Origin of the sequence: Mycobacteroides sp. LB1 (genome assembly GCF_013449725.1) — a bacterium.
GTDB lineage: Bacteria > Actinomycetota > Actinomycetes > Mycobacteriales > Mycobacteriaceae > Mycobacterium.
The window spans coordinates 1,051,912-1,078,579 of record NZ_JACCFF010000001.1; the positions used below are offsets into that span (position 1 = coordinate 1,051,912).

22 protein-coding genes are annotated in these 26,668 nt (G+C 63.1%); 6 read left to right on the plus strand and 16 right to left on the minus strand.

All coding sequences use genetic code 11. From position 1 onward, the window contains the following. Nucleotides 1–12 precede the first annotated feature (12 nt). From MLB1_RS05195 to glmS, 4 genes are read right to left on the minus strand one after another with little or no spacing between them, the layout of a single operon-like run. Entirely contained in the window at nucleotides 13–1,431 is a 1,419-nt protein-coding gene (locus MLB1_RS05195; protein ID WP_180748610.1) for a glutamate decarboxylase, read from the minus strand. 10 nt (nucleotides 1,432–1,441) lie between these two features. Next, entirely contained in the window at nucleotides 1,442–2,875 is a 1,434-nt protein-coding gene (locus tag MLB1_RS05200; protein WP_180748611.1) for an NAD(P)H-hydrate dehydratase, read from the minus strand. After that, nucleotides 2,872–3,825: an alpha/beta hydrolase gene (locus tag MLB1_RS05205; RefSeq protein WP_180748612.1), complete on the minus strand. Its 954-nt coding sequence runs from the start codon at nucleotides 3,823–3,825 to the stop codon at nucleotides 2,872–2,874. Before MLB1_RS05205 ends, MLB1_RS05200 begins: the two co-directional genes overlap by 4 nt. Before the next feature lie 9 nt (nucleotides 3,826–3,834). Next, nucleotides 3,835–5,700: a glutamine--fructose-6-phosphate transaminase (isomerizing) gene (gene glmS, locus MLB1_RS05210; protein ID WP_180748613.1), complete on the minus strand. Its 1,866-nt coding sequence runs from the start codon at nucleotides 5,698–5,700 to the stop codon at nucleotides 3,835–3,837. A gap of 65 nt (nucleotides 5,701–5,765) precedes the next feature. On the opposite strand from glmS, the gene MLB1_RS05215 reads away from it, so the two are divergent. Next, a complete protein-coding gene (locus MLB1_RS05215; protein ID WP_180748614.1) occupies nucleotides 5,766–6,632 on the plus strand; it encodes a hypothetical protein in 867 nt (288 codons plus the stop codon). On the opposite strand, the gene MLB1_RS05220 is transcribed toward MLB1_RS05215, so the two are convergent. From MLB1_RS05220 to MLB1_RS05230, 3 genes are read right to left on the minus strand one after another with little or no spacing between them, the layout of a single operon-like run. Then, on the minus strand, nucleotides 6,633–6,911 hold the full coding sequence (locus tag MLB1_RS05220) for a hypothetical protein (RefSeq protein ID WP_180748615.1): 279 nt from the start codon (nucleotides 6,909–6,911) through the stop codon (nucleotides 6,633–6,635). It lies immediately after the preceding gene. Beyond that, the gene (locus MLB1_RS05225) at nucleotides 6,908–8,473 is read right to left on the minus strand and encodes a hypothetical protein (RefSeq protein WP_180748616.1); all 1,566 of its coding nucleotides are present in this window, start codon (nucleotides 8,471–8,473) and stop codon (nucleotides 6,908–6,910) included. The genes MLB1_RS05220 and MLB1_RS05225 overlap by 4 nt, the downstream gene beginning before the upstream one ends. Next, complete coding sequence (locus MLB1_RS05230; protein ID WP_180748617.1) at nucleotides 8,463–8,771, minus strand: type VII secretion target; 309 nt, start codon at nucleotides 8,769–8,771, stop codon at nucleotides 8,463–8,465. Before MLB1_RS05230 ends, MLB1_RS05225 begins: the two co-directional genes overlap by 11 nt. Before the next feature lie 104 nt (nucleotides 8,772–8,875). On the opposite strand from MLB1_RS05230, the gene MLB1_RS05235 reads away from it, so the two are divergent. Together MLB1_RS05235 and MLB1_RS05240 are read left to right on the plus strand one after the other, a co-directional pair. Continuing rightward, on the plus strand, nucleotides 8,876–9,913 hold the full coding sequence (locus tag MLB1_RS05235) for an LLM class F420-dependent oxidoreductase (protein ID WP_180748618.1): 1,038 nt from the start codon (nucleotides 8,876–8,878) through the stop codon (nucleotides 9,911–9,913). 60 nt (nucleotides 9,914–9,973) lie between these two features. Continuing rightward, the gene (locus tag MLB1_RS05240; RefSeq protein ID WP_180748619.1) at nucleotides 9,974–11,485 is read left to right on the plus strand and encodes an alkaline phosphatase D family protein; all 1,512 of its coding nucleotides are present in this window, start codon (nucleotides 9,974–9,976) and stop codon (nucleotides 11,483–11,485) included. Here MLB1_RS05240 and glmM read toward each other — a convergent pair. From glmM to rplM, 3 genes are all read right to left on the minus strand, one after another. After that, a complete protein-coding gene (gene glmM / locus MLB1_RS05245; RefSeq protein WP_180748620.1) occupies nucleotides 11,482–12,798 on the minus strand; it encodes a phosphoglucosamine mutase in 1,317 nt (438 codons plus the stop codon). The genes MLB1_RS05240 and glmM overlap by 4 nt on opposite strands. 93 nt (nucleotides 12,799–12,891) lie before the next feature. Further along, nucleotides 12,892–13,425 carry a 30S ribosomal protein S9 gene (rpsI, locus tag MLB1_RS05250; protein WP_371750561.1) on the minus strand — a complete coding sequence of 178 codons (534 nt, stop codon included), beginning with the start codon at nucleotides 13,423–13,425 and terminating at the stop codon, nucleotides 12,892–12,894. Next, nucleotides 13,422–13,865, minus strand: coding sequence for a 50S ribosomal protein L13 (gene rplM, locus MLB1_RS05255; RefSeq protein WP_180748621.1), 444 nt, complete (start codon nucleotides 13,863–13,865; stop codon nucleotides 13,422–13,424). Before rplM ends, rpsI begins: the two co-directional genes overlap by 4 nt. 233 nt (nucleotides 13,866–14,098) lie before the next feature. On the opposite strand from rplM, the gene MLB1_RS05260 reads away from it, so the two are divergent. After that, nucleotides 14,099–15,448, plus strand: coding sequence for a hypothetical protein (locus MLB1_RS05260; protein WP_180748622.1), 1,350 nt, complete (start codon nucleotides 14,099–14,101; stop codon nucleotides 15,446–15,448). Here MLB1_RS05260 and MLB1_RS05265 read toward each other — a convergent pair. The 6 genes from MLB1_RS05265 to eccCa all read right to left on the minus strand — a co-directional run bounded on the left by MLB1_RS05265 (nucleotide 15,373) and on the right by eccCa (nucleotide 23,430). Beyond that, the gene (locus MLB1_RS05265) at nucleotides 15,373–15,930 is read right to left on the minus strand and encodes a hypothetical protein (RefSeq protein ID WP_180748623.1); all 558 of its coding nucleotides are present in this window, start codon (nucleotides 15,928–15,930) and stop codon (nucleotides 15,373–15,375) included. The genes MLB1_RS05260 and MLB1_RS05265 overlap by 76 nt on opposite strands. 602 nt (nucleotides 15,931–16,532) lie before the next feature. After that, nucleotides 16,533–17,132 (minus strand): hypothetical protein, encoded by a 600-nt coding sequence (locus MLB1_RS05270; RefSeq protein WP_180748624.1) that lies wholly within the window; start codon nucleotides 17,130–17,132, stop codon nucleotides 16,533–16,535. 189 nt (nucleotides 17,133–17,321) lie between these two features. Next, entirely contained in the window at nucleotides 17,322–17,609 is a 288-nt protein-coding gene (locus tag MLB1_RS05275; RefSeq protein WP_180748625.1) for a WXG100 family type VII secretion target, read from the minus strand. Nucleotides 17,610–17,647: 38 nt separating this feature from the next. Next, entirely contained in the window at nucleotides 17,648–17,932 is a 285-nt protein-coding gene (locus tag MLB1_RS05280) for a WXG100 family type VII secretion target (protein WP_180748626.1), read from the minus strand. 141 nt (nucleotides 17,933–18,073) lie between these two features. Next, on the minus strand, nucleotides 18,074–19,453 hold the full coding sequence (locus MLB1_RS05285) for a type VII secretion-associated protein (protein ID WP_180749703.1): 1,380 nt from the start codon (nucleotides 19,451–19,453) through the stop codon (nucleotides 18,074–18,076). Next, nucleotides 19,450–23,430 (minus strand): type VII secretion protein EccCa, encoded by a 3,981-nt coding sequence (eccCa, locus tag MLB1_RS05290; RefSeq protein ID WP_180748627.1) that lies wholly within the window; start codon nucleotides 23,428–23,430, stop codon nucleotides 19,450–19,452. The genes MLB1_RS05285 and eccCa overlap by 4 nt, the downstream gene beginning before the upstream one ends. Before the next feature lie 246 nt (nucleotides 23,431–23,676). On the opposite strand from eccCa, the gene eccD reads away from it, so the two are divergent. Next, complete coding sequence (eccD, locus tag MLB1_RS05295) at nucleotides 23,677–25,212, plus strand: type VII secretion integral membrane protein EccD (RefSeq protein WP_180748628.1); 1,536 nt, start codon at nucleotides 23,677–23,679, stop codon at nucleotides 25,210–25,212. Then, nucleotides 25,209–26,651, plus strand: a complete 1,443-nt coding sequence (gene mycP, locus MLB1_RS05300; RefSeq protein ID WP_180748629.1) for a type VII secretion-associated serine protease mycosin — start codon at nucleotides 25,209–25,211, stop codon at nucleotides 26,649–26,651. The genes eccD and mycP overlap by 4 nt, the downstream gene beginning before the upstream one ends. Nucleotides 26,652–26,668 lie beyond the last annotated feature (17 nt).

Sequence of the window (26,668 nt, forward strand, 5' to 3'; positions counted from 1 at the left end):
TCCCACCACCCGCTAGTGAGCGAACGGCTGCACCGCGTCGAAGTGACCCTTCGGTTTCAGCTCGTCAAGACCCTTCAGCACGGTGACGAGGTCGTCGCGCAGCGCCCGGGCCAGGTCCGCCGAGAAGCCCTCGCGCACCACCACCCTCAGCACCGCGATATCGGTGACGTCAGCGGGCATGGTGTACGCCGGCACCTGCCAGCCGAAGGCCCGCAGCGAATGCGAGATGTCGAACTCGGTGTACGGACGTTTACCCTTCAGCCGGAACGACACCACCGGGATCTGCGAACCGTCCGTGATCACCTCGAAGTGCTCGCTCATGCGTAGTTCGTCGCCTAACCAGCGGGCGGTCTCCGACAGACAGCGCATCACCTGTGTGTATCCACCCCGGCCCAACCTCAGGAAGTTGTAGTACTGCCCCACCACCTGGTTACCCGCCCGGGAGAAGTTCAAGGTGAACGTCGGCATGTCACCGCCGAGGTAGTTGACCCGGAACACCAGGTCTTCGGGCAGATGCTCCTTGCTGCGCCACACCACGAAGCCGATCCCGGGGTAGGTCAGGCCGTACTTGTGCCCGCTGACATTGATGGACACCACCCGGGGCAGCCGGAAGTCCCAGCGCACGTTCGGGTGCAGGAACGGCACCACAAAACCTCCACTGGCCGCATCAACATGCACCGGGACATCGGGCTTGCCGGGTGTGGCCGCCAATTTGTCCAGCGCCGCGCAGATCTCGGCGATCGGCTCCAGCTCACCGGTGAACGTGGTGCCCAGGATGCCGACGACCCCGATGGTGTCCTCATCCACCGCGTCGAGAACCTGCTCGGGGGTGATGACATACCGGCCCTCTGCCATCGGCAGGTATCGCGGCTCGACATCGAAGTACCGGCAGAACTTCTCCCACACCACCTGCACGTTGGAACCCATCACCAGGTTCGGCGTGCGCCGCTTCCAGCCGTCACCCACTTTGGCGCGCCAGCGCCATTTGAGAGCCAGCCCGGCGAGCATCACCGCCTCACTCGATCCGATGGTCGACACCCCGACCGCCGACGACGGGTCCTCAGCGGACAGATCGTCGGCGTGGAACAGATCTGCAACCATCGCAACACATCGCGACTCGATCGCGGCGGTCGCCGGATACTCGTCCTTGTCGATCATGTTCTTGTCGAACGTCTCGGCCATCAGCTTCTCGGCCTCGGGGTCCATCCAGGTGGTCACGAAGGTGGCCAGGTTCAACCGCGAACTGCCATCGAGCATCAACTCGTCGTGAATGAACCGATAGGCGGCCTGCGGGTCCATCGGCTCGTCGGGGAGGCGCAAGGCCGGAATGGGCGCCCTCGACAACCTGCCGGTGTAGGCCGGACTGAACGACGAGGCATGTACCTTTCCGGCGTGCGCCGAAAGATGGAACTGATCGCTGGGGTTCGACATACCCCAATTCTCACCTTATTTCGGCGACCGCCCACCGCAGATGGCCAAGAAGGCGGGAAGCCGAAATCGGGGCCTCACTCGGACCCGGATCTGCCGCGGCGGCAGAGGCCGCGCGGGCATGCACATACGCGCCCATCGCAGCGGCCTTGTCCGCGGGAATCCCAGCGGCCAGCAGCGCACCGATCACACCCGCCAGCACATCGCCCGAACCTGCTGTCGCGGCCCACGATCCGTGCGCCCGGTTCACATACGCCGTCCCATCGGGCTGGGCGATGACGGTGACGTTGCCCTTGAGCAGCACCGTGGAGTTGAGTCGCGCGGCCAGCGACCGCGCGGCACCTATCCGGTCGAGGCCGGGCGGCGTGCCTGCCAGTCGTGCAAATTCACCGGCGTGTGGGGTCAGTATCGTCGCTGCTTTGCGTGCGGCGACGAGATCGGCCAGGTCCGCGTGCTCTGCGAGGATCGTCAGGGCGTCCGCATCAACGAGCACGGGTAGCTCGCTCGAGAGCACCCGCCGCAGGGTCCGCGCCCCACGCTCGCCCGTCCCGTATCCGGGACCGATCACCCAGGCCTGCACCCGACCTGCGGCCTCCTCGGTCTGTGTGGCAATCGCTTCCGGCCAATGCGAAACCACCTCGGCGGCAGCCGTTCCGGCGTACCGGACCATCCCGGACGTCGCAGCGACGGCGGCGCCGGTGCACAGGATCGCCGCCCCGGGGTAGGTGCTCGATCCCGCCAGCACACCCGTGACGCCCTGCGTGTACTTGTCGTCGGCCGGTCCGGGAACGGGCCATGCGACCGCCACATCATCGGCATCGAGTTCCCGGATCTCCGATACGGGCAAATCCAGCCCGATGTCGATCAACCTGACGTCGCCGCAATCACCAAGAACATGAACGGGTTTGTAGGCGCCGAACGTCACCGTGACGTCGGCTCGAAAGGCCGGGCCATCAACCGCCCCGGTGTGTACGTCGACGCCGCTGGGGATGTCCACCGCAATCACCGGAAGACCCTGGGCAGTGATCTGTTCGGCGATCTCGGCGGCCCCCGGCCGCAGCGGACCGGTGCCCGAGATTCCCACGACGCCGTCGACGACGAGGTCGGTGTCGTTGGGCACCGCGGACACCACCCGACCGCCGGCCTTACGGAACGCCGTCAGACCGGCGCGGTGGGCCCGATCTGGATTCAGCAGCACGGCATTGACGGACACCCCACGCCGACGCAAGAATGTCAACGCCCACAAGGCGTCTCCCCCGTTGTCTCCGGAACCCACGATCGCACAGACGCTCCGCCCGGCCACGACACCTGATCGCCGCGACAACTCACCCACGACGACGGTGGCCAGTCCGTATGCCGCGCGCCGCATCAGCGCGCCCTCGGGCAAGGAGGCCAGCAGCGGCGCCTCGGCCTCCCGGATCTGGTCGGCGCTGTAGTAGTACCTCATGAACTGCGAACTCCCCTCGCTCCCTCGTCTATGTCATCGAGGAACTGGTGGGTGAGATCGGAAATCCGCTCCGGGAATTCGCCGTTGAGTGCGTGCGATGCATCGCTCCACATCTCGACCCGGGCGTGCGGCAGTAGCTTTCGCGCCCGCGCAGCGGCCCGCTCGGGGCGATGGACGATGCTGCGCCCCGCGATCACCGCGAGTACCGGCACCCGTAACCCCCGCAGCTGCTCATCATCGAACGGACGGGGCGTCGGTAGATACATCGCGAAATCCCGCATACCGGAGGAGATCAGCGCAGCCTCGGGTATGGATTCATCGACCGGCACGCCACCCGATATCCAGCTCAACAAGCGATTCCGGATCCACTGCGGCATGCCCGGAATGATTGAGCCGAGCGATACCACGATCATCTTCCAGGTGACCGGCGCGAACGTCATCGCCGGATCAAGCAGGGTCAGCGAAGCGAGTCGATTCGGGTAGCGGACGGCGTGATTCACGGCATTCCAACCACCGATCGACAAGCCGAGCATATGCACCCGATCGAGCTCGAGTCCGTCGAGTGCGTCCTCAAGCCAATCGGCCTGATCCGCGGCACCGCCGATCGCCTTGTGCTGCACGCTCATCCCGGCCTCCCCAAGCAGGTCCAGGGTATAGACGGTACGCCGCGGGATCAGTGAGGCCAGGTTGGCGCTCCACATGGGAGTGGATGCGTTCCGGCCGGGAAGCAGGACCAATGGGGTACCAGACGCTGAGCCAAATCTGTACGCCCGCACGATCCCGAGCCGCGTGTCAACGTCCACGCTGGAGATCACCGCGGGCAGTTCTTCCATTCCGCGCAGATATGCCCCCACAAACCTGCCGAATGCCTCCGCGTCGATAAAATGGCCCAGTTTCTCAGCAGCCCAACGTTTTCCGACGCGATGTTCAGGGACCGCGACGCTCGCCACAGCGAAACGCTATTCGACGGTTACCGATTTGGCCAGGTTTCGCGGCTTATCCACGTCATACCCACGGGCCTGCGCCACCGCCGCGGCAAAGACCTGCATCGGAATCGTGGACAGCAGCGGTTGGTACAACGTCGACACAGCCGGAATCTCGATGAGATGGTCCGCATACGGCCGAATTGTCTCGTCACCCTCTTCGGCGATGACGATCGTACGCGCCCCGCGGGCCTGAATCTCACGAATGTTGCTGAGCAGCTTCGAATGCAGCAGCCCCATGCCCTTGGGCGATGGCATCACCACGATGACCGGCAATCCCTCTTCGATCAGCGCGATCGGCCCGTGCTTGAGCTCACCGGCCGCGAAGCCCTCGGCATGCATGTACGCCAGTTCCTTGAGCTTGAGCGCACCTTCAAGCGCTACTGGGTACCCGACATGGCGCCCCAAGAACAGGATGCTGGAGGACTGCGCGTACTGCCGAGCAAGCTCAGCGACCGGATCCATCGCATCGATGACGCGCTGGATCAGCTCCGGCATGGCCTCCAGCTCGTGGTACTCACGAGCCACCTCGTCCGGGTACTTGGTCCCGCGAGCCTGCGCCAAGGCAAGGCCCACAATGTAATTGGCGGTGACCTGAGCGAGGAACGTCTTTGTCGCGGCCACACCGATCTCCGGCCCGGCACGCGTGTACAGCACCGCATCGCACTCACGGGGAATCTGCGAACCGTTGGTGTTGCAGACGGCCAGCACCTTGGCCTTCTGCTCCTTGGCGTGTCGCACCGCCTCCAAGGTGTCCGCAGTCTCACCCGACTGCGAGATGGCGACGACAAGCGTGCTGCGATCCAAAACCGGATCACGGTAACGGAATTCGCTCGCGAGCTCGATTTCCACGGGCAGCCGCGTCCAGTGCTCGATGGCGTACTTGGCCAGCAGCCCCGAGTGGAATGCCGTACCGCAGGCCACCACAAACACCTTGTCGATATCGCGTAGCTCTTGATCGGAGAGCCGCTGCTCGTCGAGCACTATCCGACCGTGGTCGAAGTGCCCCAACAGGGTGTCGGATACCGCCGCCGGCTGTTCGGCGATCTCCTTGAGCATGAAGTACTCGTAACCGCCCTTTTCCGCGGCCGACAGATCCCAATCGATCTTGAATACCCGGGCATTGTGGGTGTCGTCATTGCCTGCGAAGTCGGTGATGCGGTAGCCGTCCGCCGTGATGACAACAACCTGATCCTGCCCCAATTCGACAGCATCCCTGGTGTACTCGATGAACGCGGCGACATCGGACCCGAGAAACATCTCGCCGTCGCCGATGCCGACAACCAGCGGAGTTGACCGGCGGGCGGCCACAATCGTGCCCGGATCGTCCGCGTGGGAGAAGACGAGAGTGAAGTGCCCCTCCAGTCGTCGCACCACTGCCTGCACCGAAGCAACAAAGTCGCCGGCGGTGTCGCCGGATTCGTACTGATGCGCCACCAGGTGCACGGCTACTTCGGAATCGGTATCGCTGGCGAACTCGACGCCGGCGGCCTCCAACTCGGCGCGCAGCACCGTGAAGTTCTCAATGATTCCGTTGTGAACCACCGCCACCTTGCCGGAAGCGTCACGGTGCGGGTGGGCGTTGCGGTCAGTCGGCGCACCATGGGTGGCCCAGCGGGTGTGGCCCATCCCCGTCGTCGCGGCGAAGGATTCACCGGATTCCGCGATCGCCGACTCCAGGTTGGCCAGCCGGCCAGCTCGCCGCTGCACCAGAAGTCCACCGCTGCCATCGGCCAGCGCGACCCCAGCGGAGTCGTAGCCCCGGTACTCGAGCCGACGCAGCGCCTCAAGGACGACACCAAGAGCGTCCCGGTGGCCGACGTACCCGACGATTCCGCACATAGCGCACCAGGGTAGTTCAGTTCCCGCCGCAGCCTGCAACGCGAACGATCGGCTACGGTCATGCCATGGCGAGTACCCGCACGCTATTCAAAGCCCTGACCCGCCGCGGTCCGCACAAGGTCCTGCGCGGGGATCTCGCATTTGCGGGCGTGACCGGTGTCGTCTACTCGCCGGAATCCGGGTTCAATCTGCCCGCTGTGGCGTTCGGGCACGACTGGCTGACCGGTACGGACAAGTATCGAGCGACCCTCGAACATCTCGCGTCCTGGGGAATCGTGGCGGCCGCCCCCGACACCGAAAAGGGGTTGATCCCGTCACATCTGAACCTGGCGGCCGACCTGAGCACAACCCTCGAGATCGTGACCCGGGTACGTCTTGGCGACGGCAAGATCAGCGTGCACCCCACCAAGCTCGCGCTCGCGGGTCACGGTCTGGGTGGCTCCGCGGCGGTCTTCGCGGCGACCCGACCTCCAGCGCTGGTGGACAAGAAGAATCGTCCGGTGAGCGCCAAGGCCGTTGTGGCTCTCTTTCCGAGCACGACCCGGCCGCCGGTGGAGAACAGCGTAGCGGCGCTGGCCATCCCCGGATTGGTCGTGACGAGCACCGACGACGTGCAGTCGCTGCGATCGAATGCCGCGGCTCTCGCGCAGGCGTGGCAGGGCGCCGAACTGCGGAACATTGCGAAGGCGAAGTCCGGCGGGTTACCCGAACACAGCTGGCTGCGTAGATTTATGGGCCTCGGCGGATCAAACCGCGCGACACAACGCAACACACGGGCCCTGCTGACCGGATATCTGTTGTTCCAGCTTGCGGGCGATAAGCGCTACCGCGACTTCGCGGATGCCACGGCCGAGTTGCCAAACACCTCATTGCCCGATGCCGCCGAGCTGGACGTCAGCGAAATCGATCGCGTGCAGTCGCTGCTGAGATAGCTAGCGTCTCCACCGCTGCCAGCGGTAGATATCGTCCTCTTCCATCCCGGATTCAGTGAGGTGGACCTGGGTGGGCATGCGCAGTTCATCAGCGGGTTTCACGATTCGTGACGGCCAAAATTCGTCGTCGGGGTCGTAATCTCCGCCGAAGCTGATCTGCGCGGGCCCCTGCTCGCGAGGCTCCTCCCCGCCTGCGGCATCGGCCTCATCGCGCAGTTGGTCGAGTGAGCATTCAAAATCCGCGACGATCCCCGCGAGCGCATCGGTGATATCGATCATCGTCCGGCTTTCGGCAGTTCGTCCGCGGCGATCTCACAGGGCGTCTCCCCGGCGTCCGTCCCCGCGGCCTGAGGTTGCGCAGCCGGTGCGGGAGCCTGCGGCTCGACGTGCAGGGGCGCGGTGGGCTGCGGCGTCTGGACCGGAGGCGGCGTCACCGGCGCCATCGGACCTGCCTGCGGAGGCATCGCTCCCGGCGGGGTCATCCCAAGCGGTGCACCCGGAGTTGTCTGACCTGGGGCGGTCGGAGTGGCTTCCAGTCCACCAGCGCCCGCTAGCTGAATACCGGGAATCGACGCCGGCTTGCCGTCCGTCGCGAAGGTCCCTCCCGCATCTGAGCGGGCCTCTTGGATCGCCGCGTCCTTGGCCGCGGCCATCTTGGCGTCCGGATCCTTTTTGTCGGCGGCCTCGTCGACCTTGCCATCGAATTTGTCCTCGGGCTTGTCTTCCCCTGCTCCGGGCTCACCGCCCTGTCCCATCTGGTCGAACGGGATGTTGGACAGGCCCTCGGTGATCGCGCTGACGATCCCGCTCGCCATCTGACCTATGGACCCCATGGCTCCCGTCATGGCGCCGGTCAAACCACTGACGATCTGACTCGGGTCCATGCCCTGCTGTCCTTGCCCCTGTCCGGCGCCCTGCTGCTGCCCGCCGCTGGGCATCTGGCCGCTCTGGTTGCCCATCGCGGACGCCGGGGTAGCCGTGCCCTGCATCCCACCGGTTGCGGTGCCGGTGGCAGACCCGCCGTCCTTACCGCCGCCACCGGGCTGCTCGTCCCCACCCTTGCCCTTGTCTTTGTCTTTGGGGTTTGTCTGCGGATTTGTCTGAGGATCGGTGCCCGAGTCGTACTCGGGTCCGAACTGACCGGGTGGCGTCTTGAACTCCTGAGGCAACTTCTGCTTCAGACCGTTGATCAAGGTGTCGTATGCCTCGCCGCCTTTGGACCATGCGGTCTTCATCGCGGGCAGCCACTTGCCCTCGATACTGTCCTTCACGTGCGGGCCGATCTTGGTCGCATTGGTTTCGTCTGCTGTCGCCCTATCGCCTGCACCGGTCTTGTAGGTCGCGACCGCGTTGTCGAACGCCGTACGGTCGGACACCAACCCGTCGACCATGGTCGACGCCTGCTTCTTCAGATCGACGATGTTCCACAAGGCATCACGCAGGCTGTCCAGTCCGGTCGACACCTTTCCGAATTCCTCAGTTACCTCATCGGCGGTGGAGTTGTGCGTCCTCAGAAACTGGTTGGCGGCCTCCGAACCTTTGCCTCCCCACATCCCCATGAGCTGCTGCAGCTGTCCGTGCTGACGTTCCGCTGCGGACTTCATGGTGGTGACCGCGCTCTTGAACAGCTCGAGGTCCGCGCCGAGCGTGTTCAGGTTCATGCCGGCGTCCATGTCGTACCAATCGAACAGCTGGCGCTCGTTGGCGGTGAGGTCCGGGTTGGTGATCGTGACGGGAGACTTGCCGTTCCCTCGGATCGCGGCGGTCGTGTAGTTCTGCGAGTTCGCGATCGCCTGGATCCCCTCGCTCCGGAGTGCCTCAATGTCGTACTTACCGGCCATCGGCTGCAGCCATCCTTGCCTTGTTCTTGGCCTCGAGATCGGCATACCGTTGCGCAGTCACACGAAGTTGTTCGGCGATCGCGGTGTTGGTCCGATGCCAATCCTCAAGATGAGTTACCACTTCTCGCAACCCGGCGCTGACCTGATCGCCCTTGGCTGTGTGCCACCGCCCGGCGGAAGCGCCGGCGAAGGATAAGCCGCGCAGCTGCTCGATGGCCTTTTGCAGCTCACCGGCCAAATTGTCGAACTCTCCGGCCACCCCCCGGACACCAGGGACATCGATCGAGGTTTCTCCCATATTGACTACGACGGGTATGTATCGATTCCGGTTCCATCTTTTTTCACCGATCTGGGGCTCGGAGCACCTTCCCGTTCAACCGCTTGGTCGAGTAGGGTCTCGGCATGCGCATTGGAACCACGCTGAGCTATGCCGGAGGATTCACCGAGGTCGTCGACGAACTCGCTGAGCTGGAGAAAGTCGGGCTCGACATCGCGTTCGTCGCCGAAGCCTACTCATACGACGCCGCGAGCCAACTCGGGTATCTCGCCGCCAAGACGTCGACCGTCAAGCTCGCGTCGGGCATCTTCCAGCTCTACACCCGCACACCCACCCTGCTGGCCATGACGGCAGCGGGCCTGGACTACGTCTCCAACGGCCGTTTCATCCTCGGCATCGGCGCCTCGGGGCCACAGGTCATCGAGGGATTCCACGGCGTGAAGTACGACGCTCCCCTGGGCCGCACCCGGGAGACCGTCGAGATCTGCCGCAAGGTGTGGCGCCGTGAGCGCCTGGAGTTCGAGGGCAAGTACTTCACGGTGCCGCTCCCGCCCGAGCAGGGCACCGGCCTCGGCAAGGCCTTGAAGCTGATCAATCACCCTGTGCGCGACCGCATTCCAGTACTCATCGCCGCGCTCGGCCCCAAGAACGTGGCACTCACCGCAGAGATCGCCGAAGGCTGGCAGCCCATCTTCTTCCTGCCCGAGAAGGCCAACGACGTCTGGGGTGCCGCCCTGGCCGAGGGCAAGGCCAAGCGCGACCCGTCGCTCGGCGAGCTCGAGGTCTACGCCGGCCCGGCTCTCGCGATCGGCGATGACGTCGAGGCGTTGTACGGATTCGTCAAGCCGAGCCTCGCGCTGTACATCGGCGGCATGGGCGCCAAGGGCAAGAACTTCTATCACAACCTCGCGACCTCCTACGGGTTCGGCAAGGAAGCCGACCGCATCCAGGAGCTCTACCTGGCAGGCAAGAAGGCCGAGGCAACCGACGCGGTGCCCGACGAGCTGGTCAGAAACGTCTCACTCATCGGACCGAAGAGCTTTGTCGCCGAACGGGTTGCAGCCTTCAAAGAGGCGGGCGTGACCACCCTCAATGTGGCACCACTCGCCGCCGACGCGGCAGGTCGAATCAAGCATGTCGAGGCATTGCGCGAGCTGCTCTGATTCGCCCTGCGTTCGCATGGCGTTAGGTGTGCGTTCGCCTAGGGCCCCGAAAGTAGTGGGATGACAGCCGTCCCACGCCGCACCGTATTGCGCGCCGCCTTGCTGGGTCTCGCGATAGCCCCGGCAGCGGCGTGCGGACCGGCGTTGGTGTCGGCGCGCCCGCGGCTGACGCACGGAGTCGCAAGCGGGTTCCCGCGTACCGACGGCGCAGTGATCTGGGCCCGGTCGGATAGCCCCGCCACCATGATCGTCGAAACGGCTGCCACCGAACGCTTCTCGGATGCAAGGCGTTTCACCGGGCCACTGCTCACCCCGGAATCGGACGGGACCGGCCGGATGCGTCTCACCGGGTTGCCCGCCGGCTCTGAGGTGCACTACCGGGTGACGCTCGACTCGGACGGCACGCTTAGCGAGCCAGTCACCGGCCTCTTCCGGACGGCGCCCTCGTCCGCACGGGATGTCCGGTTGATCTGGTCTGGTGACGTCGCCGGGCAGGGATTCGGCATCAACCCCGATGTCGGCGGGATGAAGGTGTTCCGCACCATGGCGGACCGCGATCCGCACTTCTTCATCCACAGTGGGGACACCGTGTATGCGGATGGCCCGATTCAAGAGACGCTGACGTTGCCCGACGGGCGAATCTGGCGAAACCAGGTCTCGGAGGCGAAAAGCGCTGTCGCCCAGACACTCGAACAATATCGGGGCCAATACGCCTACAACCTCACCGACGACAACTATCGATACTTCAACGGGCACGTGCCGCAGCTCGTGCAATGGGATGACCACGAGGTGATCAACAACTGGTATCCCGGCGAGATCCTCGATAACGACAAGTACACGGAAAAGCGCGTCGACGTGCTCGCCGAGTACGGGCACCGGGCATTCCACGAATGGCAACCGCTCGAGGCCCGCGAAGCAGTGGACGGCCGCGTATACCAACGGGTTTCCTACGGCCCCCTGCTCGACGTGTTCATTCTCGACATGCGCAGCTACAAGGACCCCAACTCCCCCAACCGGCAGCCTTCGGGCGCCATCTTCGGTGAACGCCAGACCAGTTGGCTCATCGACGCCCTCGCGTCATCGACAGCCGTGTGGAAGGTCATCGCCAACGACCTGCCGCTGGCATTGGTGGTGCCAGACGGCAAGACGAACTTTGAAGCCGTCGCCAATGGCGACGACGGCCCGCCCCTGGGACGGGAAACCGAACTGGCGCATATCCTTTCGCAGATCAAGGCCAGGCAGGTGCGCAATGTGGTGTGGCTGACCGCCGATGTCCACTACACAGCGGCACACGAGTACTCACCGGCACGGGCCAAGTTCACGGACTTCGAGCCGTTTTGGGAGTTCGTGTCCGGGCCGCTACACGCGGGTGCCGGCCAGGAGAAGCCGCTCGATGGGACATTCGGTCCGCGAGCCGATTTCGTGCACGCCGCGCCGGTAGATCAACAGTCACCGCTGGATGGCTACCAGCACTTCGGGCAGATCGACATCGATGGCGGCGGCAACCTGACCGTCACGCTATGCGATGCCGCGGGCACCGCGCTCTACACGCGCGCCCTGTCACGCACTTAGACCGCGCCGACCACCTGAGCCACACGCTCGGCAAGGCGCTGCGCAATGGACTGTTCACCGGCCTCCACCATGACGCGGACCAGCTGTTCGGTTCCAGAAGGACGCAACAGAATTCGACCATTGCCCGCGAGCTCGGACTCCACCTCCGCGACCGCGGCCAGCACCTGCGGCGCCTGCGCAACGGCCTGTTTGTCAGAAACCGGAACGTTGATGAGTGTCTGGGGCAGGCCACGCATCGCGGAGGCCAGCTCGGCCAGCGACTGCCCGGTTTGGGCCATCCTGGACATGAGGCGCAGGCCCGTCACAATCCCGTCGCCGGTGGTGGCTAAGGAAGGCAGCACGATATGGCCGGATTGTTCACCACCCAAGGCGAATTGGCCTGCGCGTAGCTCTTCCAACACGTAGCGGTCGCCGACTGCCGTCACCTTGACGTCGATGCCTGCCGCGCGCATCGCGATATGAAGCCCCTGGTTGCTCATCACCGTGGTGACGAGCGTGTTGTCGGTGAGCTCTCCAGCCTCCGCCATCGCCTTCGCGAGCACAACCATGATGACGTCGCCGTCGATGACATTCCCGTCGGCATCCACCGCGAGGCATCTGTCGGCATCGCCGTCGTGCGCGAGGCCAAGATGGGCGTTGTGAGCCCTGACCGCAGCCTGCACCGGGCCCAGATGCGTTGAGCCGCAGCCGTCGTTGATATTCAGCCCATCAGGGTCGGCATTGATGTCGATAACGTGGGCGCCGGCCTCCCGGTATGCCAGCGGGGCCGCATCCGATGCCGCTCCGTGCGCGCAATCGACCACAACGGTCAGGCCGTCCAAGGAATGGATGTCGGCAGTGCCGACATGATGCAAGTACCGATCGAGGGCATCCGCGGCATCACGGACACGGCCGATTCCGGCACCCGTCGGACGCACTGCGGTCGTCTCGAGCTGCGCCTCAATGGCGGCCTCGGCGACATCGTCGAGCTTGTGACCCCCTACGCCGAAAATCTTTATTCCGTTGTCGGGCATGGGATTATGAGAAGCAGAGATCATGACACCAAAGGCAGCGCCGTAGGCACCCGTCAGATACGCCACCGCCGGCGTGGGAAGCACCCCGACCCTTAGCACGTCGACACCCTCTGCAGCGATACCCGCGACGACCGCCGCTTCAAGCATCTCGCCGCTGGCGCGCGGATCGCGGCCCACGATGGCGACGGCGCTCCTGTGTCCCAGAGACCGTGCCGCGGCGGCCCCGAGTGCCATCGCGAGCTCTGCCGTCAGATCGGCATTCGCGACACCCCGGACGCCGTCCGTGCCAAACAAACCCATGCGCCTAACCTCTCACACCCGACTGGCCCCAAAACGCGATTGCGCCGACACACATGTTGTGTGCCGGCGCAATACGCGGACGAACAGAATCGATCAGCGCTTCGAGTACTGAGGCGCCTTACGGGCCTTCTTGAGACCGTACTTCTTACGCTCGATCGCACGCGGGTCACGAGTGAGGAAGCCGGCCTTCTTCAGCACCGGACGGTCCTCGGGCTCCACGATGATGAGTGCCCGGGCGATGGCCAGACGCAGCGCGCCGGCCTGGCCCGAGGGGCCGCCACCAACCAGGTGGGCGAAGATATCCACGGTGTCGACGCGGTTCACCGAGACCAGCGGCGCCTTGATGAGCTGCTGGTGCACCTTGTTCGGGAAGTACTCCTCCAGGCTACGGCCATCCAGGAGGAACTTGCCGGTGCCGGGACTGAGGCGCACACGGACGACGGCTTCCTTGCGGCGACCGACGGTCTGGATGGGCTTGTCGATGACGACGGGACCGCGAGTCGGGGCCTTGACGACCTCGGTCTCCTCGACAGTCACCTCGACGACCGCCTGGTCACCGGTCTCGACGGCATTTTCCGTTTTTGCAGTGTCGTCTGCGGGGGTCTGCTCTTCGGCGATATCGGTCACTGAGCCACCTGCTTAATCTCGAACGGGATCGGCTGCTGCGCGCCATGCGGGTGCTCAGGGCCGGCGTACACCTTGAGCTTGCGCTCGATCTGGTGGCCCAGCTTGGTCTTGGGCAGCATGCCGACGATTGCCTTCTCCACCGTGCGAGTGGGGAACTTCTGCAGCTGCTCGCCGATGCTGCGCTTGCGCAGACCGCCCGGGAAACCCGAGTGACGGTAGGCGAACTTATCGGTGAGCTTCTTACCGCTCAGGGCAATCTTCTCGGCGTTGATGATGACGACAAAATCGCCACCATCGGCGTGGGGGGCATAGGTCGGCTTGTGCTTGCCGCGCAGCAGAATGGCTGCTTGGACGGCAAGACGGCCGAGTACTACGTCCGTGGCGTCGATGACATACCAGCTAGTGGTGATGTCACCCGCCTTGGGCGTGTAGGTAGGCACAATCTTTCCTTGTCTACTCGGGTGGATGCTCGGACGGTTTCCGCCGTTCGAGACGCTGGCCACGGCAGGCGGTGGAGGTTCATCTCGGCGACCAGTGGTGACCCGAGCCTCATGTACATGACGTACCGCACGCCAACGACGGAGCTTACCGGGATACGTCACCGCAGGTCAAAACGCGGCTGGGTGGCCCGCGTGGGATTATCGTGTTCGACGGCAGACGGGGAGGCTCAGGCGTGGAGATCCTGAAGAACACGTTCTTTCTGTATCGACGATGCTTCCTACAGTTGATCGCCATCTATCTCGTCGGATGGCTGGTCCGATACGGCATCGTTCAGCTTGCAGTCGCAGTGGCCGTCAAGCACGGCATGATCTGGGGAAACTTCCTTCTACCGCTGTCTCCGTTGACGATGCTGCTGACGTATCTGGGGATGTTCTGGGTGCTGCGGCCATACATATTTCCCGACGCAACCGATACCGGTGTCCAAACATTTCTCAACACGGCGTTGCAGACTGTCCTCCCCGCATTCGCCATTCTCGTCCTGTGGAAGCTTCACCTGCACGACGAACGCGACTATCAGTTCGGGACCCGGCTAGGCCTCAAGGACCTGCGAAACGCCGCAGTTTTACCGACAAACACCGAAGCTATGAGAACTCTCAGAGCCGAGCAAGATCACTTGATACACCCCAATGCCACAACTCTCTTGCTCATCGTTCTCGGCCTACTTGTCATTCGGCGACTTCTCACCGTGCTCGCAACCCGATTGCCAACCTGGACGATCCCGGCCCGACTGTACGTGGAGGCCACCTGGGTCTACATCGTGTCGGTGGCCTCTGCCGCGGCGATTTTCGCGTCTCCTGAATGGATAAGCGAACGAAAGGTCGTCGCCTGGTATCGACATCAGAAACAGATCGTATTCGACCATCTCGGACCAATAGCCGACGCGATCAATTGGATAAGCGATCACACCGCTGACGCATCGCTCGCACTACTTGCTCCCCTGTCGTGGTTTGTGATCGCAGGTCTGGCGTATAGCCAAGAAAACACCTCAACCTGGGCAGATGCGTCCCGGGCAGTGCTCGGTCAGACACGTTATGAACAAGTCGTCCGGGTCGCCCGCAAGCCGATGGATACAGTGACGTCGCGGTGGCAGTCCCTTCCCTCGTCACTGCGAGCACGTAGCGAGGAGTTCAGATCAGGGATACTCGGGACCTTCGACCATGTGCGAGATGCTCTGCGGCTCGCATTGCAGACTGGCGCCCTACCGTTCGCTTTCTATACAACGCTATTCGCTATTCTTGTGCTGCTCTACCCGACGGATACGTTTTTCAATCCGCAGATTACTGACGGAATTCTTTGGCGGGGCTTCGCCTACCTGTTTGGGCCTCACGAATGGATGTGGTGGACTGCCCGCGAAGGCACCATTCGGCTATTCCTTGGCGCATTAATCGAGCCAATCCGCATTTGCCTCGTCGCGGGGATGTTCTGGTATTGCGTCGAGCGAACACGTCAATTAAGCGTGAATCGAGCGATCAATTTAATCCGGCCCGATCCACTGAATGACACATCGACACCTCTGAGTTGAACATCTTTGGGAATCTCGACAACGAGAACGTAATCCTTCGATGGCACTTTTCCTGAACAATTCCCGGAGTAACTATTTCTTTCCATCCATTGGTCTATATCTCGCGAACGTATCGAATCCCATGAATTCCACTCTCGCATTCGATCGTCAAATACGGATGCCGAGCATTTCGAGTAATCGTTGCCCGCCCTGCCCACCTTCTCTTCACCGAATTCACGCTCGAAAAGAAAAGCAACAGTTCGGCCATTCAGCGGGGTTTTCCCCCTAGTGTCCGGCTCAACTTTCGGAATGCTTAATTCACGCATACGCCACGACGTACCAAAGATTTCTATCACCCCTTTAGATGCGACAACCACCGGCACATTCTCGGCAAGGGTGGAACGGCGCATAGCGGGGACCCAGATTGTAATATAATACACCGAACAGCACACGACGATAATGACCAGCGCAAACACGGTTGCGTGACGAATCTTCAAAGTCATTGCCGAACTCCGAATCCGTCGAGAACTATCCTCGAGCGCACTTGCACCGATTGCCGCGAAATCGACACAGTAATCTGGGAATCCAGAGGGGGGTCCATCGCCTCGCCGGTACGCTCATCTTGAAACGAGTTCAACAAGTCCAATTTCATGACATCGCCCATCTCTGGGACCTCAAACACTAAGACGGACCTGTATCGCAGTCCTGGCTGCAACATCAAGGGGCGCGACGAGATGTCGCCGACATTAGTGCGCAGTCCAGTTCGGGTAGAACCCGACTGCAAGTAGGGGCTCAGTCGAGAGGATTTGACCAGCGTCCCATACGTAGTATCAACAACAATCCAATAGCCTTGCGAATAGTAGTCGTGACTAAGGACACCCAACGTTCCTATTTCAGCAGAAATATGACGCGAGGCATACACACTATGCACCGTAGCCGAAATGTTGCGCCCAGTGATTTTGTCGCCAATCTGCCCCGCAACAGGCAATGCCGAATAGGATTCCGGCCGAGATGGTATACATGACCAAATAAACATCGAGATTGCTACTAGAATTAGCGCAGCGACCGAGCGGCTGAGGTCCGATTGACTGAGGCCCTTCATATTTCAACATCTACCCAGCTGAGCCGTGAGTTGACCGTGAGTATCTCGATCAGCCAGCATCCATTGCACCACGGGAATGAACTCTTGTGACTTCTTCTCAAGGTCGTTGATGTTAACAATCGCCGTTCGTGAACTCGTTAGCCATTTATTCGGAACCTGCCACGTGATACCAGCTTCCATGGTGGTACCCGCCGCAATATCCGTCACCGGAGAGCTGCCACCTTCTGGAACAATGCCCACAAACACGTCGTTTGACTTGTCGGTCTGAAGCTCAAATATCTTGTATCTATTATTTCCATCAAAAACCAAGTCCTCATCAACGACACTCTCGATAGTGACGCGAAGAACAAGAATAGACTTATCGTCGGGGATGGCATACGCGTATGAAAAGGGGACCTTCTTACATCCCGCGACTAATGCGTGGGGGGTGATACGAAGCGGGCCATTCAGGTACGTCTCACCTAATTGAACCGGCTTGACCGTTGGCGCTTCGCCGAGCCCGCCGAACGCGGCAGCAACAGCCAAGACCGCAACTGTCACGACCTGCCATAGGCGCTTTAACTGAGTGCGTTGCAATTGCTCACGCAACCATGCGAGACCCACTCTCAACACGACGCCCCCTCATCCACCAGCACCGAGGCCAATTCCGAGCCTAACCATGGGAAGTTTATGCCACCAGCCATTCGCTAACCACGGCTCGCCGATTCGAGCGCCAGCTTCAAAAAAACTGTGGGGCCTTGGTGGCTCTCCTCCACCAAGGCCCCACAGGGTCTTCAATCAACCGTCGGCGATTTAGCCGTGCCAGGCACCCGCAGCGCTCTGGTCGGTGTGCTGCGCGTCCTGGTTACCCTGATCAACCTTGGAGTTGAGCTGGGTCAGGATGTGGTTGAGGTCCTCCGCAGACTGGTGCCAAGACTTCTGGTAATCCTGGTACGCGGACGCTTCCTGGCCTTCCGCCTGCTGAATCAAGGGCTGAACATCGTGCTGCAGCTCCTCGAGGCCAGCCTGAAGCTTGCCGACGATACCCTTTACATCTGCAACCAACGCGTCGATCTCGCCGTGGTTATACGTAATCTGCATGCTTATTCCCTTCTGTGTGATGTCTTTGACAGCTATTACTAGACGTTGTAGGTCGGAGCCTCGTCCATTTCCTGGATACGGCGCTTGTTCGACTCCATGGTGTCGGAGATCTGCAACAGCACCTTCTGGATATCACCCATCTCCTGATCGAAGCGAGCCATCGCCTCGTCAAAGGCATGCCGCGCCTGGCCCTGCCAAGTACTGGTGCCCACCGCTACGCGGTCCCGCAGTTGGTTCTGGATCGCGGCGAACTCCTGGTGCTTGCCTTCGATCTTCTTCGACGTAGCGTCGAGCAACGCCAAGTCATTCTGGAAAACAGCCACTTCGAATCCTCCCTTGTCCCCAGGCCCGGCCAGTCACGGGTGTGACTTCCGGTTTCTGGCCGGTTTGTCCTTACAACTAGATACGATGGCCCCACCGCCAGATCGGTTCCATCTTTTTCAAAGTTTTTTTCAGCAATCTTGCTAGTTACCCGAATCAACCGCTTGCGCAGTTCTAACTGCCAGCTCACACGCCTGCTGAACATCAGCATAGCTATCCTTCTTGAACTGACAGCCAACGCCTATCCTTAGCGCGTCGTCCAGCAGGACTGTCCAGGCAATGTCGTGGCCCTCCCGAACCTCGGTGTAAGTGACCGCAGGTCGCCCCATCTTGCGGTCATCGGCTGTGAAGTCCGTGAATACGCCTGACGGTTCCTTCTCCATGGCAGCACGGAGGGTTTCGGCGGCCAAGGCCAAGGTCTCCGTCGACTTCACCCGCACCTGGGTCATATGGACCATCGCCTCGGGATCCTTGGGCGAGATCACTTCGACCCGGGCTGATCCCGCGCCACCTGCGGGTATGCGCCTTACCGCCCACTCAGCGGGCACCATGAACTGCACACGCCCCTCAACCAGCAGCGAGGTCGCCATCGCGGGAGTCGGTGGTGACGGTTGCCGCCCACGTGTGGACGCCACGGTCAACACGACACCCGTCACCACAATCGCTGCCGCCAGGCCAATCGCGGCAGCAGGCCACCACCTCGGCAGTCGCGACGCAGATCTCGCGGGAGCCGCGGGCGTCCACTCGGGCGCTCTGCCAACAGCGGGCTCGTCGGCGGGCTCATCGGTGGAGGCCGACACACGGGGAGCTCGGTTGACGTCGCGGAACACCGAATCCTCGGCCACCTGCGATACCCCAGGAGTCAACCCGATCCGGTCGACTGCATCGACGATCGCCTCCCCCATCTCGTTGTCGGTCGAATCGACGACAATCGCAGCGACCCCGGGGCGTCCGTTACGGACTATGTCCTCCACGGCGCGCGCCACCGCGCGTGCGACATCGGCGACGCTTTTGGTCTCCCACGACCTCTCTTCGAGATGACAAACCGCCGATGCCGGCTCACCGGTGGAGCCGCGTCCCACAACGGCTACCGCGACCTCAGTCGGCGACACCTCTACCACCACAAACGCCCGCCCCGATAAATCAGCACGCACACCACGCTCGGCGAGCGCGAGAGCTCGCGGCCGCAATGTCAGCGTGGCCGCCATCATCCGCGCAGCACTCGATAACAAGGTGAGCCGTCCGGGGCTCCAGGTCGTCGGGTGGATCAGCAGCATGGAATCGAGGCGGACCGGCGCATTCTGGTCGGTAAGCAATGACTCGAACAACGCCGCCCAGAGCGCACGGGATGGAACCACCCGGCCGGGCAACAGGGCCATATCGTCATCGAGTGCGGCGACGGCCGACCGAATGTCGGTATGCCCGGCGACTCGGATGCCGTCCTCGGTTCGCGCCCGTACGGCGGTTTCGGTGACTTCGATCGCTACCCGCGTCCCTACCTGCGGGTCGCGATCCAGAATCACTGCGGATCGCTCCACGCAACTTGGATCAGTTGTTGACCACCCGTGCGCATGACCAAGGTGCCGCGGCCCGGCGGCTGATCACTCGGCCGAACCGTGCCGAGCAGGGCACCCTCGTCCTTGTTGCCGCTCATCTGCAGGCCGATGCAGGAGAGGTCCTTCATGCGCGCCATCACCGGCTCGAACATCGCCCGGGACGCGCCGCTGGTGCGGCGTGCGATGACGACATGCAGGCCAATGTCTTTCGAGTGGGGCAGGTACTCCGCCAGCGGCAGCAGCGGGTTTCCACTCGCCAGGGCCACCAGGTCGTAGTCGTCGACCAATATGTAGATCTCGGGGCCCGACCACCAGGACCTGTCACGTAACTCCTGCTGTGTGACATCCGGTCCCGGCATACGCGACTTGAGGAGCTCGATGAGCACCGGTACCTCATCCACCAGCGTGTTACTCGACATCGCGTACTTGGCCAGGTGCTCGGTCTCGACGACGCCGAGCAAGGTGCGGCGGTAGTCGACGATGAACAGCTGTGCTTGCTGCGGTGTGGTGGTGCGGACGATTTCGCGGCAGATAGTGCGCAGGAGACCCGTCTTGCCGCACTCGCTGTCACCGAAGATCATCATGTGCGGTTGCTCGCCGAATTCAAGGAGCGTCGGAGACAACTCGGTCTCGTTGACACCGATAAGAATCCGCAGGTTCGGCTTGTCGTTGGGCGGCGCCTGCGGAACCAGCGCGGCGTAGTCGACCTTGTGCGGCAGCATCCGAACTTGCGGGGCTATCGCCGAGCTGCGCTGCCGCATGCTTGCCGCCGCAGCGCCGATCGCTTCACCAAGCTCCTGATTCGACGAAACGCTATCGACGCGCGGCAGTCCGATGAGCATGTGCCGACGGTCGCGGGTAATGCCGCGGCCGGGTCTGCCATCTGGAACGAGCTGCGCCAGCTTGCGGTCGAAGTCCGAGTCCAGTGGATCACCGAGGCGCAGCTCAACGCGGGTGCCGATCTGGTCCTTGAGCGCCGGTCGAATCTCGGCCCACCGGGATGCCGTAACCACCGTGTGCACACCAAAGCCGAGACCCTGTGCCGCGAGCGCGGTGACCTGCGGCTCAAGAGCCTCGAACTCCTGACGGACTGTGGACCATCCGTCGATGATGAAGAACACATCGCCAAATGGATCGCTCGCGAGCTGGGGATCGCCAGCGCCCTTTCGCCGCCGGTACTCGGCCATCGAGTCGATTCCATAAGCACGGAAGGCATTCTCGCGTGATCTGACGATCGTCAGCATTTCGGCGAACGTCCGCCGGATCAGGTCGGATTCCAATCGGCTGGCCACCGAACCGACATGCGGGAGCTGCGCCAGCGAGGTGAGCGTGCCACCACCGAAGTCCAAGCAGTAGAACTGCACCTGAGCGGGACTGTGCGTCACCGCAAGAGAAGTCACCAGGGTGCGCACCGCCATCGACTTACCGGACTGGGGCGCACCCACGATCGCAATGTTTCCCGCAGCAGCGGACAGGTCGATGATGTATGGGTCGCGCCGCTGCTCGTACGGCCGGTCCACGATTCCGATCGGGACGGTCAGGCTGCCGACGGCATCGAAACCAGCGCGACCATGACGAGGAATCAGGTCGCCGAGCGTCGGCGACTCATCCAGTGGCGGCAGCCACACCTCGTGTGCTGGATTACCGTGCCGCTCAACGCGATCGAGAATCGTGTCGATTACTGACCTGGCGGCCCCTTCGGCGACGGCCGGAGAGTCGTCTTCGACGATATCCGTGGTCCGTGACTGCAACACCGCGGGCGCCGCGGTGAAAAGCCGTGGTGACGCAGCAGCCCCGGTGGTAACGGTTCGACGTGTCGGCCCATAGGGCACATACGGACCAGACACATACGAGGTCTGGAACCGTATCAGCTCACCCGAGTCATCTTTGAGGTAGCAGGAACCCGGGGTATTGGGCAGGTGGTAGGCATCCGGCACGCCAATGGCGGCGCGAGACTCGTTGGCCGAGAATGTCTTCAGACACAGTCGGTAGGACAGGTGCGATTCCAGCCCGCGCAGGCGGCCCTCGTCGAGACGCTGCGAAGCAAGCAATAGGTGAACGTGCAACGATCGACCCAGTCGGCCGATCGCCACGAACAGCTCCGCGAAATCCGGGTGCTGGCTTAGCAATTCGGAGAACTCGTCGACGATAATGAAGAGCGCGGGCAACGGCGACAGCGACGCACCCGCGGCACGGGCGCGCTCGTACTCGGTGACATTAGCGAAGTTGCCCGCGGCGCGCAGCAACTCCTGGCGCCGGTTCATCTCACCGGCCAGCGCGTCCTTCATACGGGACACCAGATTTGCCTCTTCGGCGAGGTTGGTGATGATGGCCGCGACATGCTGTGCCCGGTCCAGGCCGAGGAACGTCGCACCACCCTTGAAGTCGACGAGCACCAGGTTCAGGGCATCCGGTGAGTGGGTGGCGATCATCCCGAGCGTCAGCGTCCGCAGGAACTCCGATTTGCCCGAACCGGTCGCGCCGATGCACAGGCCGTGCGGACCCATGCCATTCTCGGCGGCTTCCTTGATGTCCAGCTCCATGGGAGTGCCGTCCACGGCGATGCCGATGGGTACCCGCAACCTGTCGCGCCCGACGCGGTTGCGCCACACTACTTCCGGGTTGAGCAGACCAGGATCGCCTATCCCCACGATGTCAGACCAGCGGGTGCTGACTTCGGTCTGGATCTGGACCTCGTCGCCACTTCCGGTGAGCACCCGGTAGGGCGCCAAACGCCGGGCGCAAGCCATCGCCTCGGTGATGGTCAGATGATCGGGATGGGCGAAGACCTCCGACCCCACATTGCCTTTGGCGCCGAGTCCGCGTTCGGTCAGCTCCAGCTGCATACCGCGGCGGGCTGCGAGCGGGTCCACCCTGGTACCGATCTCGACGAGGGTCACCGAATCGATGCCGTGATCGATGATGAGGCGTTCGGAACCGATCAGCGTGCCACTGTCGACAACGATGAGAATCTGCGGCCGGTCGGGAGACGGCTGTGCGGTCCGCGAGAACCGCTCACGCTCGGTGATCAGCGATGCCAACGACTCCTCGACCTCACCCAGCGAGTGGTAGACCAGTCGGGATGTGCCCACACCGTCGAACGCGGTCGGATGCTGGGCGTGTGGAAGCCATTTGAGCCAGTCCCAGTGCGGCGCCGCATGCCGGTTGACCACTGCCGCGACCAGAAATTGGTCGGGCCCGTGGAACATTGCCAGCTGACAAATCATGGCGCGCAACATGCCTCGCGCCACCTCGGGTGAGCCGTCGATGGTGACGGCCGCGAAACCTCTCAGGTTCAACGCGATTGGAAGCTCAGGCACCAGCGAGTGCGTCCGCACGAAACGGCGCAGCGCTACGGAGGCCACCGGCTCCAGTTCTTCGACCGGACCGATCTCCGGCGCCACCAGCTGGGCGGCGAGCCGCTGGTCCCCTACCCCGACGCGAACATGGCAGTAGTCGCTGTCGCCGGGACGCCGCTCCCACATGCGACGGCCCCCGGCCAACGTCCACAGGGCGGAGGGATCCGGGTTGTTCCAGAGCAGGGCCTTGCGCTGAGCACCACCGGTGTCGGTGACGTTCTTGCGCACCACCTCGAGATACCGCAAGTAATCCTTGCGGTCCTCGTTGATTTCGCTGGTCTTGGCTCCCTTGCCGCCGCTGTTGGACATCATGCTGACCATCGAGACCATCATCATGATCGGGAACATCATCATCATCGGGCTGCGCATCATCCCACTGCCCGCACCGCCGCCCAAGCTCCCCGAGGTAATGAAGAAGGCGACCATGCCCACCATCGCGACAACCATGACCACCGGCATGATCTTGGCGATGATCGGCGACGGCACCGGTCGCGGAATCTCCGGCGGTGGCTGCACATTGACCTCACCACCCGGCACCCGAGGCACCGCAAGCCGAGGTCGACGAATAAAGATTGTGGTGTTCACCCGACGCCCTCCGGTTCCCCCGCGTCACATCTCGTGGCAATCTGCCGTGTCCACGCTACCGTCCAGCCCACGGCGGGCTACAGGATAGGGCCGTTATATCCGGTGCCGCAACGAATTCGCAGACAAGATCGCCGGACCCGCTGGTCATACGATCGATGGCTGCCCGGTTGCGCCGAACCGCTGGCGGCGCTCAGCCGCGTTCGGCTAGTGTGCATGCGCAAAGATCAACGACCGTGGGGGCACAGAATGACACATGCGCAGTCGGGCGCCGAGCAACGTTCGGCGGTTCTCGAACTGTGCCGCGTTTCCATTCAGGCTGAGCGCACTCAGGTCGACTTGGCGCTGCCGACGAGTGTCCCGTTGGCCCTCTTGGTCGGTTCCATCGTCGACATCATCAACCAGCATGTCGGTGTCCCCGAGCTGACCAGCCCGGAGGACGCCGTCGAAACGCATTGGCGGTTGTCCCGGCCTGGTCAGCCACCACTGCAGATGTCCAGCACCCTTGGGGAGCTGGAGGTCCGCGATGGCGATCAACTGATTCTCACCCAGTCTGATGTCGCTGCACCGGATCCGCTGTTCGACGATGTCTTCCTCGCGGTGTCCACGTTCCGCACCGTGTCGGCACATCCATGGAGCCGGACGGCCGCCCGAATACTCGGCGCTTCGGTATGTGGGCTGGCCGCGTTACTCGGTGCGACCGCGCTATTACGCGCCGGCGCCACCAATCCTGGCTTGCTCCTTCCGATCATCGCGGTGGCGATCGCGCTTGTGGCAATCACCGCCGCGGTCTTTGCCAACAGGGTGTACGACGACCCGCTCGCCTCCGTGATGCTGAGCCATTGCGCTGTCGGCTTTTCGGCGGTGGCTGGAGCTCTCTTCGTACCCGGAAAGTACGGCGCTCCCCACGCGATGCTGGCGCTCATGGTGGCGATGGTCGTGTCCATCCTCGCCATGCGCGCAACCGGTACCGGCACAATGTCACTGATTGCGGTGGCTTCGGCATCACTCCTCGGGTTCGCCGCAGCGCTGGGTTACGTGCTGTTCGACCCCCCCATTTACGGCCTTGGGGCCGCGCTCGGCGCCGTGGGAATCTGCGCGGTGGCGCTGTCACCGCGCGTGGCGATGGTCCTCGCCCGGCTTCCCCTGCCCCCGGTACCCACACAGGGCGCACCATCTCGCCCGGAACATTCCACAGCTCCGATCGAAGCGATCGAGGGTCTCGACGGACTCGATACCGAGGGTGACGACGTCGAGGACGCGACGGCACTGCCACCGCTGCCCGACCTCCGCGAGAAGGCCCTCCGGGCGCACGCCGTGCTGACCGGATTGGTGTGTGGAACATCCGCTGTCACGGCAGTAGGCGCCGTGCTTGCGGTACTGACATTCTCCGGGGCGGGGACCCATCACCCCATCGGTGTGCACCGTTTCAGCGGTCTCGTGCTCGCGGGATTGATCTCGTTGGCGATGATGCTTCGAGCACGCTCGCATGCTGACCTCGCACAAACAGTGGCCATCAACCTGGGCGGCTTGGCCATTCCGGCAGCGGTATTCGCGTTCGTCGCCGTCGCCTACCCGACGGCCGCGGTGTTCACCACCGCATTGGCGGCGATCGCGGCCGGTTCAGCCATCGCACTTGGCTTCCTGGTGTCGGCACGTAAGTACTCACCCGTCTCGCGCCGAATGGTGGAGATCATCGAATACATTGCGTTGTCATTGATTGTTCCGGTAGCCGTGTGGGTGTGTGGCGTGTACAGCGCCGTGCGGGGATTGAACCTGCCATGAACCTCGGCGTGGCCCGCCGTACCGCCATCGCTGCAGCCGTCGTGATGTTGGCGATGTCATCGCAGTTGGCTACTGGTTCCGTGCATGTGCTCGCGACGGCTCACGCCTTTGCACCGCTCCCAGTCGACCCGAGCATGCTGCCCGGCCCGCGCCCTGCCGCCCCGATCGAGCCTACCGAGCAGAAGGAATTGTGCCGATTCCCCGGCATCGATCCCAAGCGTGACCTCAACAAGGTACCCACGCAACAGCGTGGACTGGACCTGCCGTTGGTCTGGCAGCTGTCGCGCGGCAGTGGCCAGACGGTCGCTGTGATCGACACCGGTGTCGCACGCAGTCCGCGGCTGCCACCGCTTATCCCTGGCGGCGACTACGTCTTCGAGGGCGGCAACGGGACTCAGGACTGCGATGCCCACGGCACCATCGTCGCCGGAATCATCGCGGCCGCACCGGATCCCACGGGGGCGAGTGCGTTCAGCGGCATCGCACCGGACGTCAGCCTCATCACCATTCGCCAATCCAGCGCGAAATTCGCCGTGAAAAACAAGGGCGGCGGAAACGACCGGGATGATCCCTCCAAGATCAGCGGCGTCGGAAATGTGGACACCCTGGCGATGGCGGTACGCACTGCCGCGGATCTCGGCGCGACGGTCATCAATATCTCCGAGGTGGCATGCGCCTCCGCCAAGCAGTTTCTGGATGACCGACCGCTGGGCGCCGCGCTGCAATACGCCGTGGACGTCAAGAACGTCGTGGTGGTCGTTGCCGCGGGGAATGTCGGCGACGGGCAGTGCAAGAACCAGAATCCGCCCCCGGATCCGGCCAGGCCCAACATCCCGGACTGGGATGCCGTCCTGGAGACGGTGAGTCCGGCCTGGTACAACGACCTCGTCCTCACGGTGGGCTCGATCGGCCCGGACGGGCAACCATCCAAGTTCAGCCTCGGCGGCCCCTGGGTCGACATCTCCGCTCCCGGCGAGGACATCATCTCGTTGGATCCCAACCGTGATGCGCTGACCAATGCCTACATGGGCGAGCAGGGTGCGGTGCCCATCCAGGGCACCAGCTTCTCCGCGCCGGTCGTCAGTGGCGTTGTCGCGCTGGTGCGTTCACGCTTCCCTCAGCTGAGTGCGCGTGAGGTGATGGACCGCATCAAGAACACCGCGCACCGGCCGCCCGGTGGCTGGGACCCGTATCTGGGCTTCGGCGTAGTGGACGCACTCGCCGCGGTCAGCGATGACCTCGCCACCACCAGTGATCTCGCGCGGGCCAACGCGGCCAAGAAGCTGCAGCTGCCTCCCGCACCTCCGCCTCCCGACCCACGACCGCGACACGTAGCCCTCATCGGAATTGCGGTATGCGCAGCATTTCTGGCTGCGGCACTGGCCATGCTGGCACCGGTTCGCAGACTCCGACAGAGCCGGAGCGACTCCCCCGACTAGCACTCTGTTAACGCGCG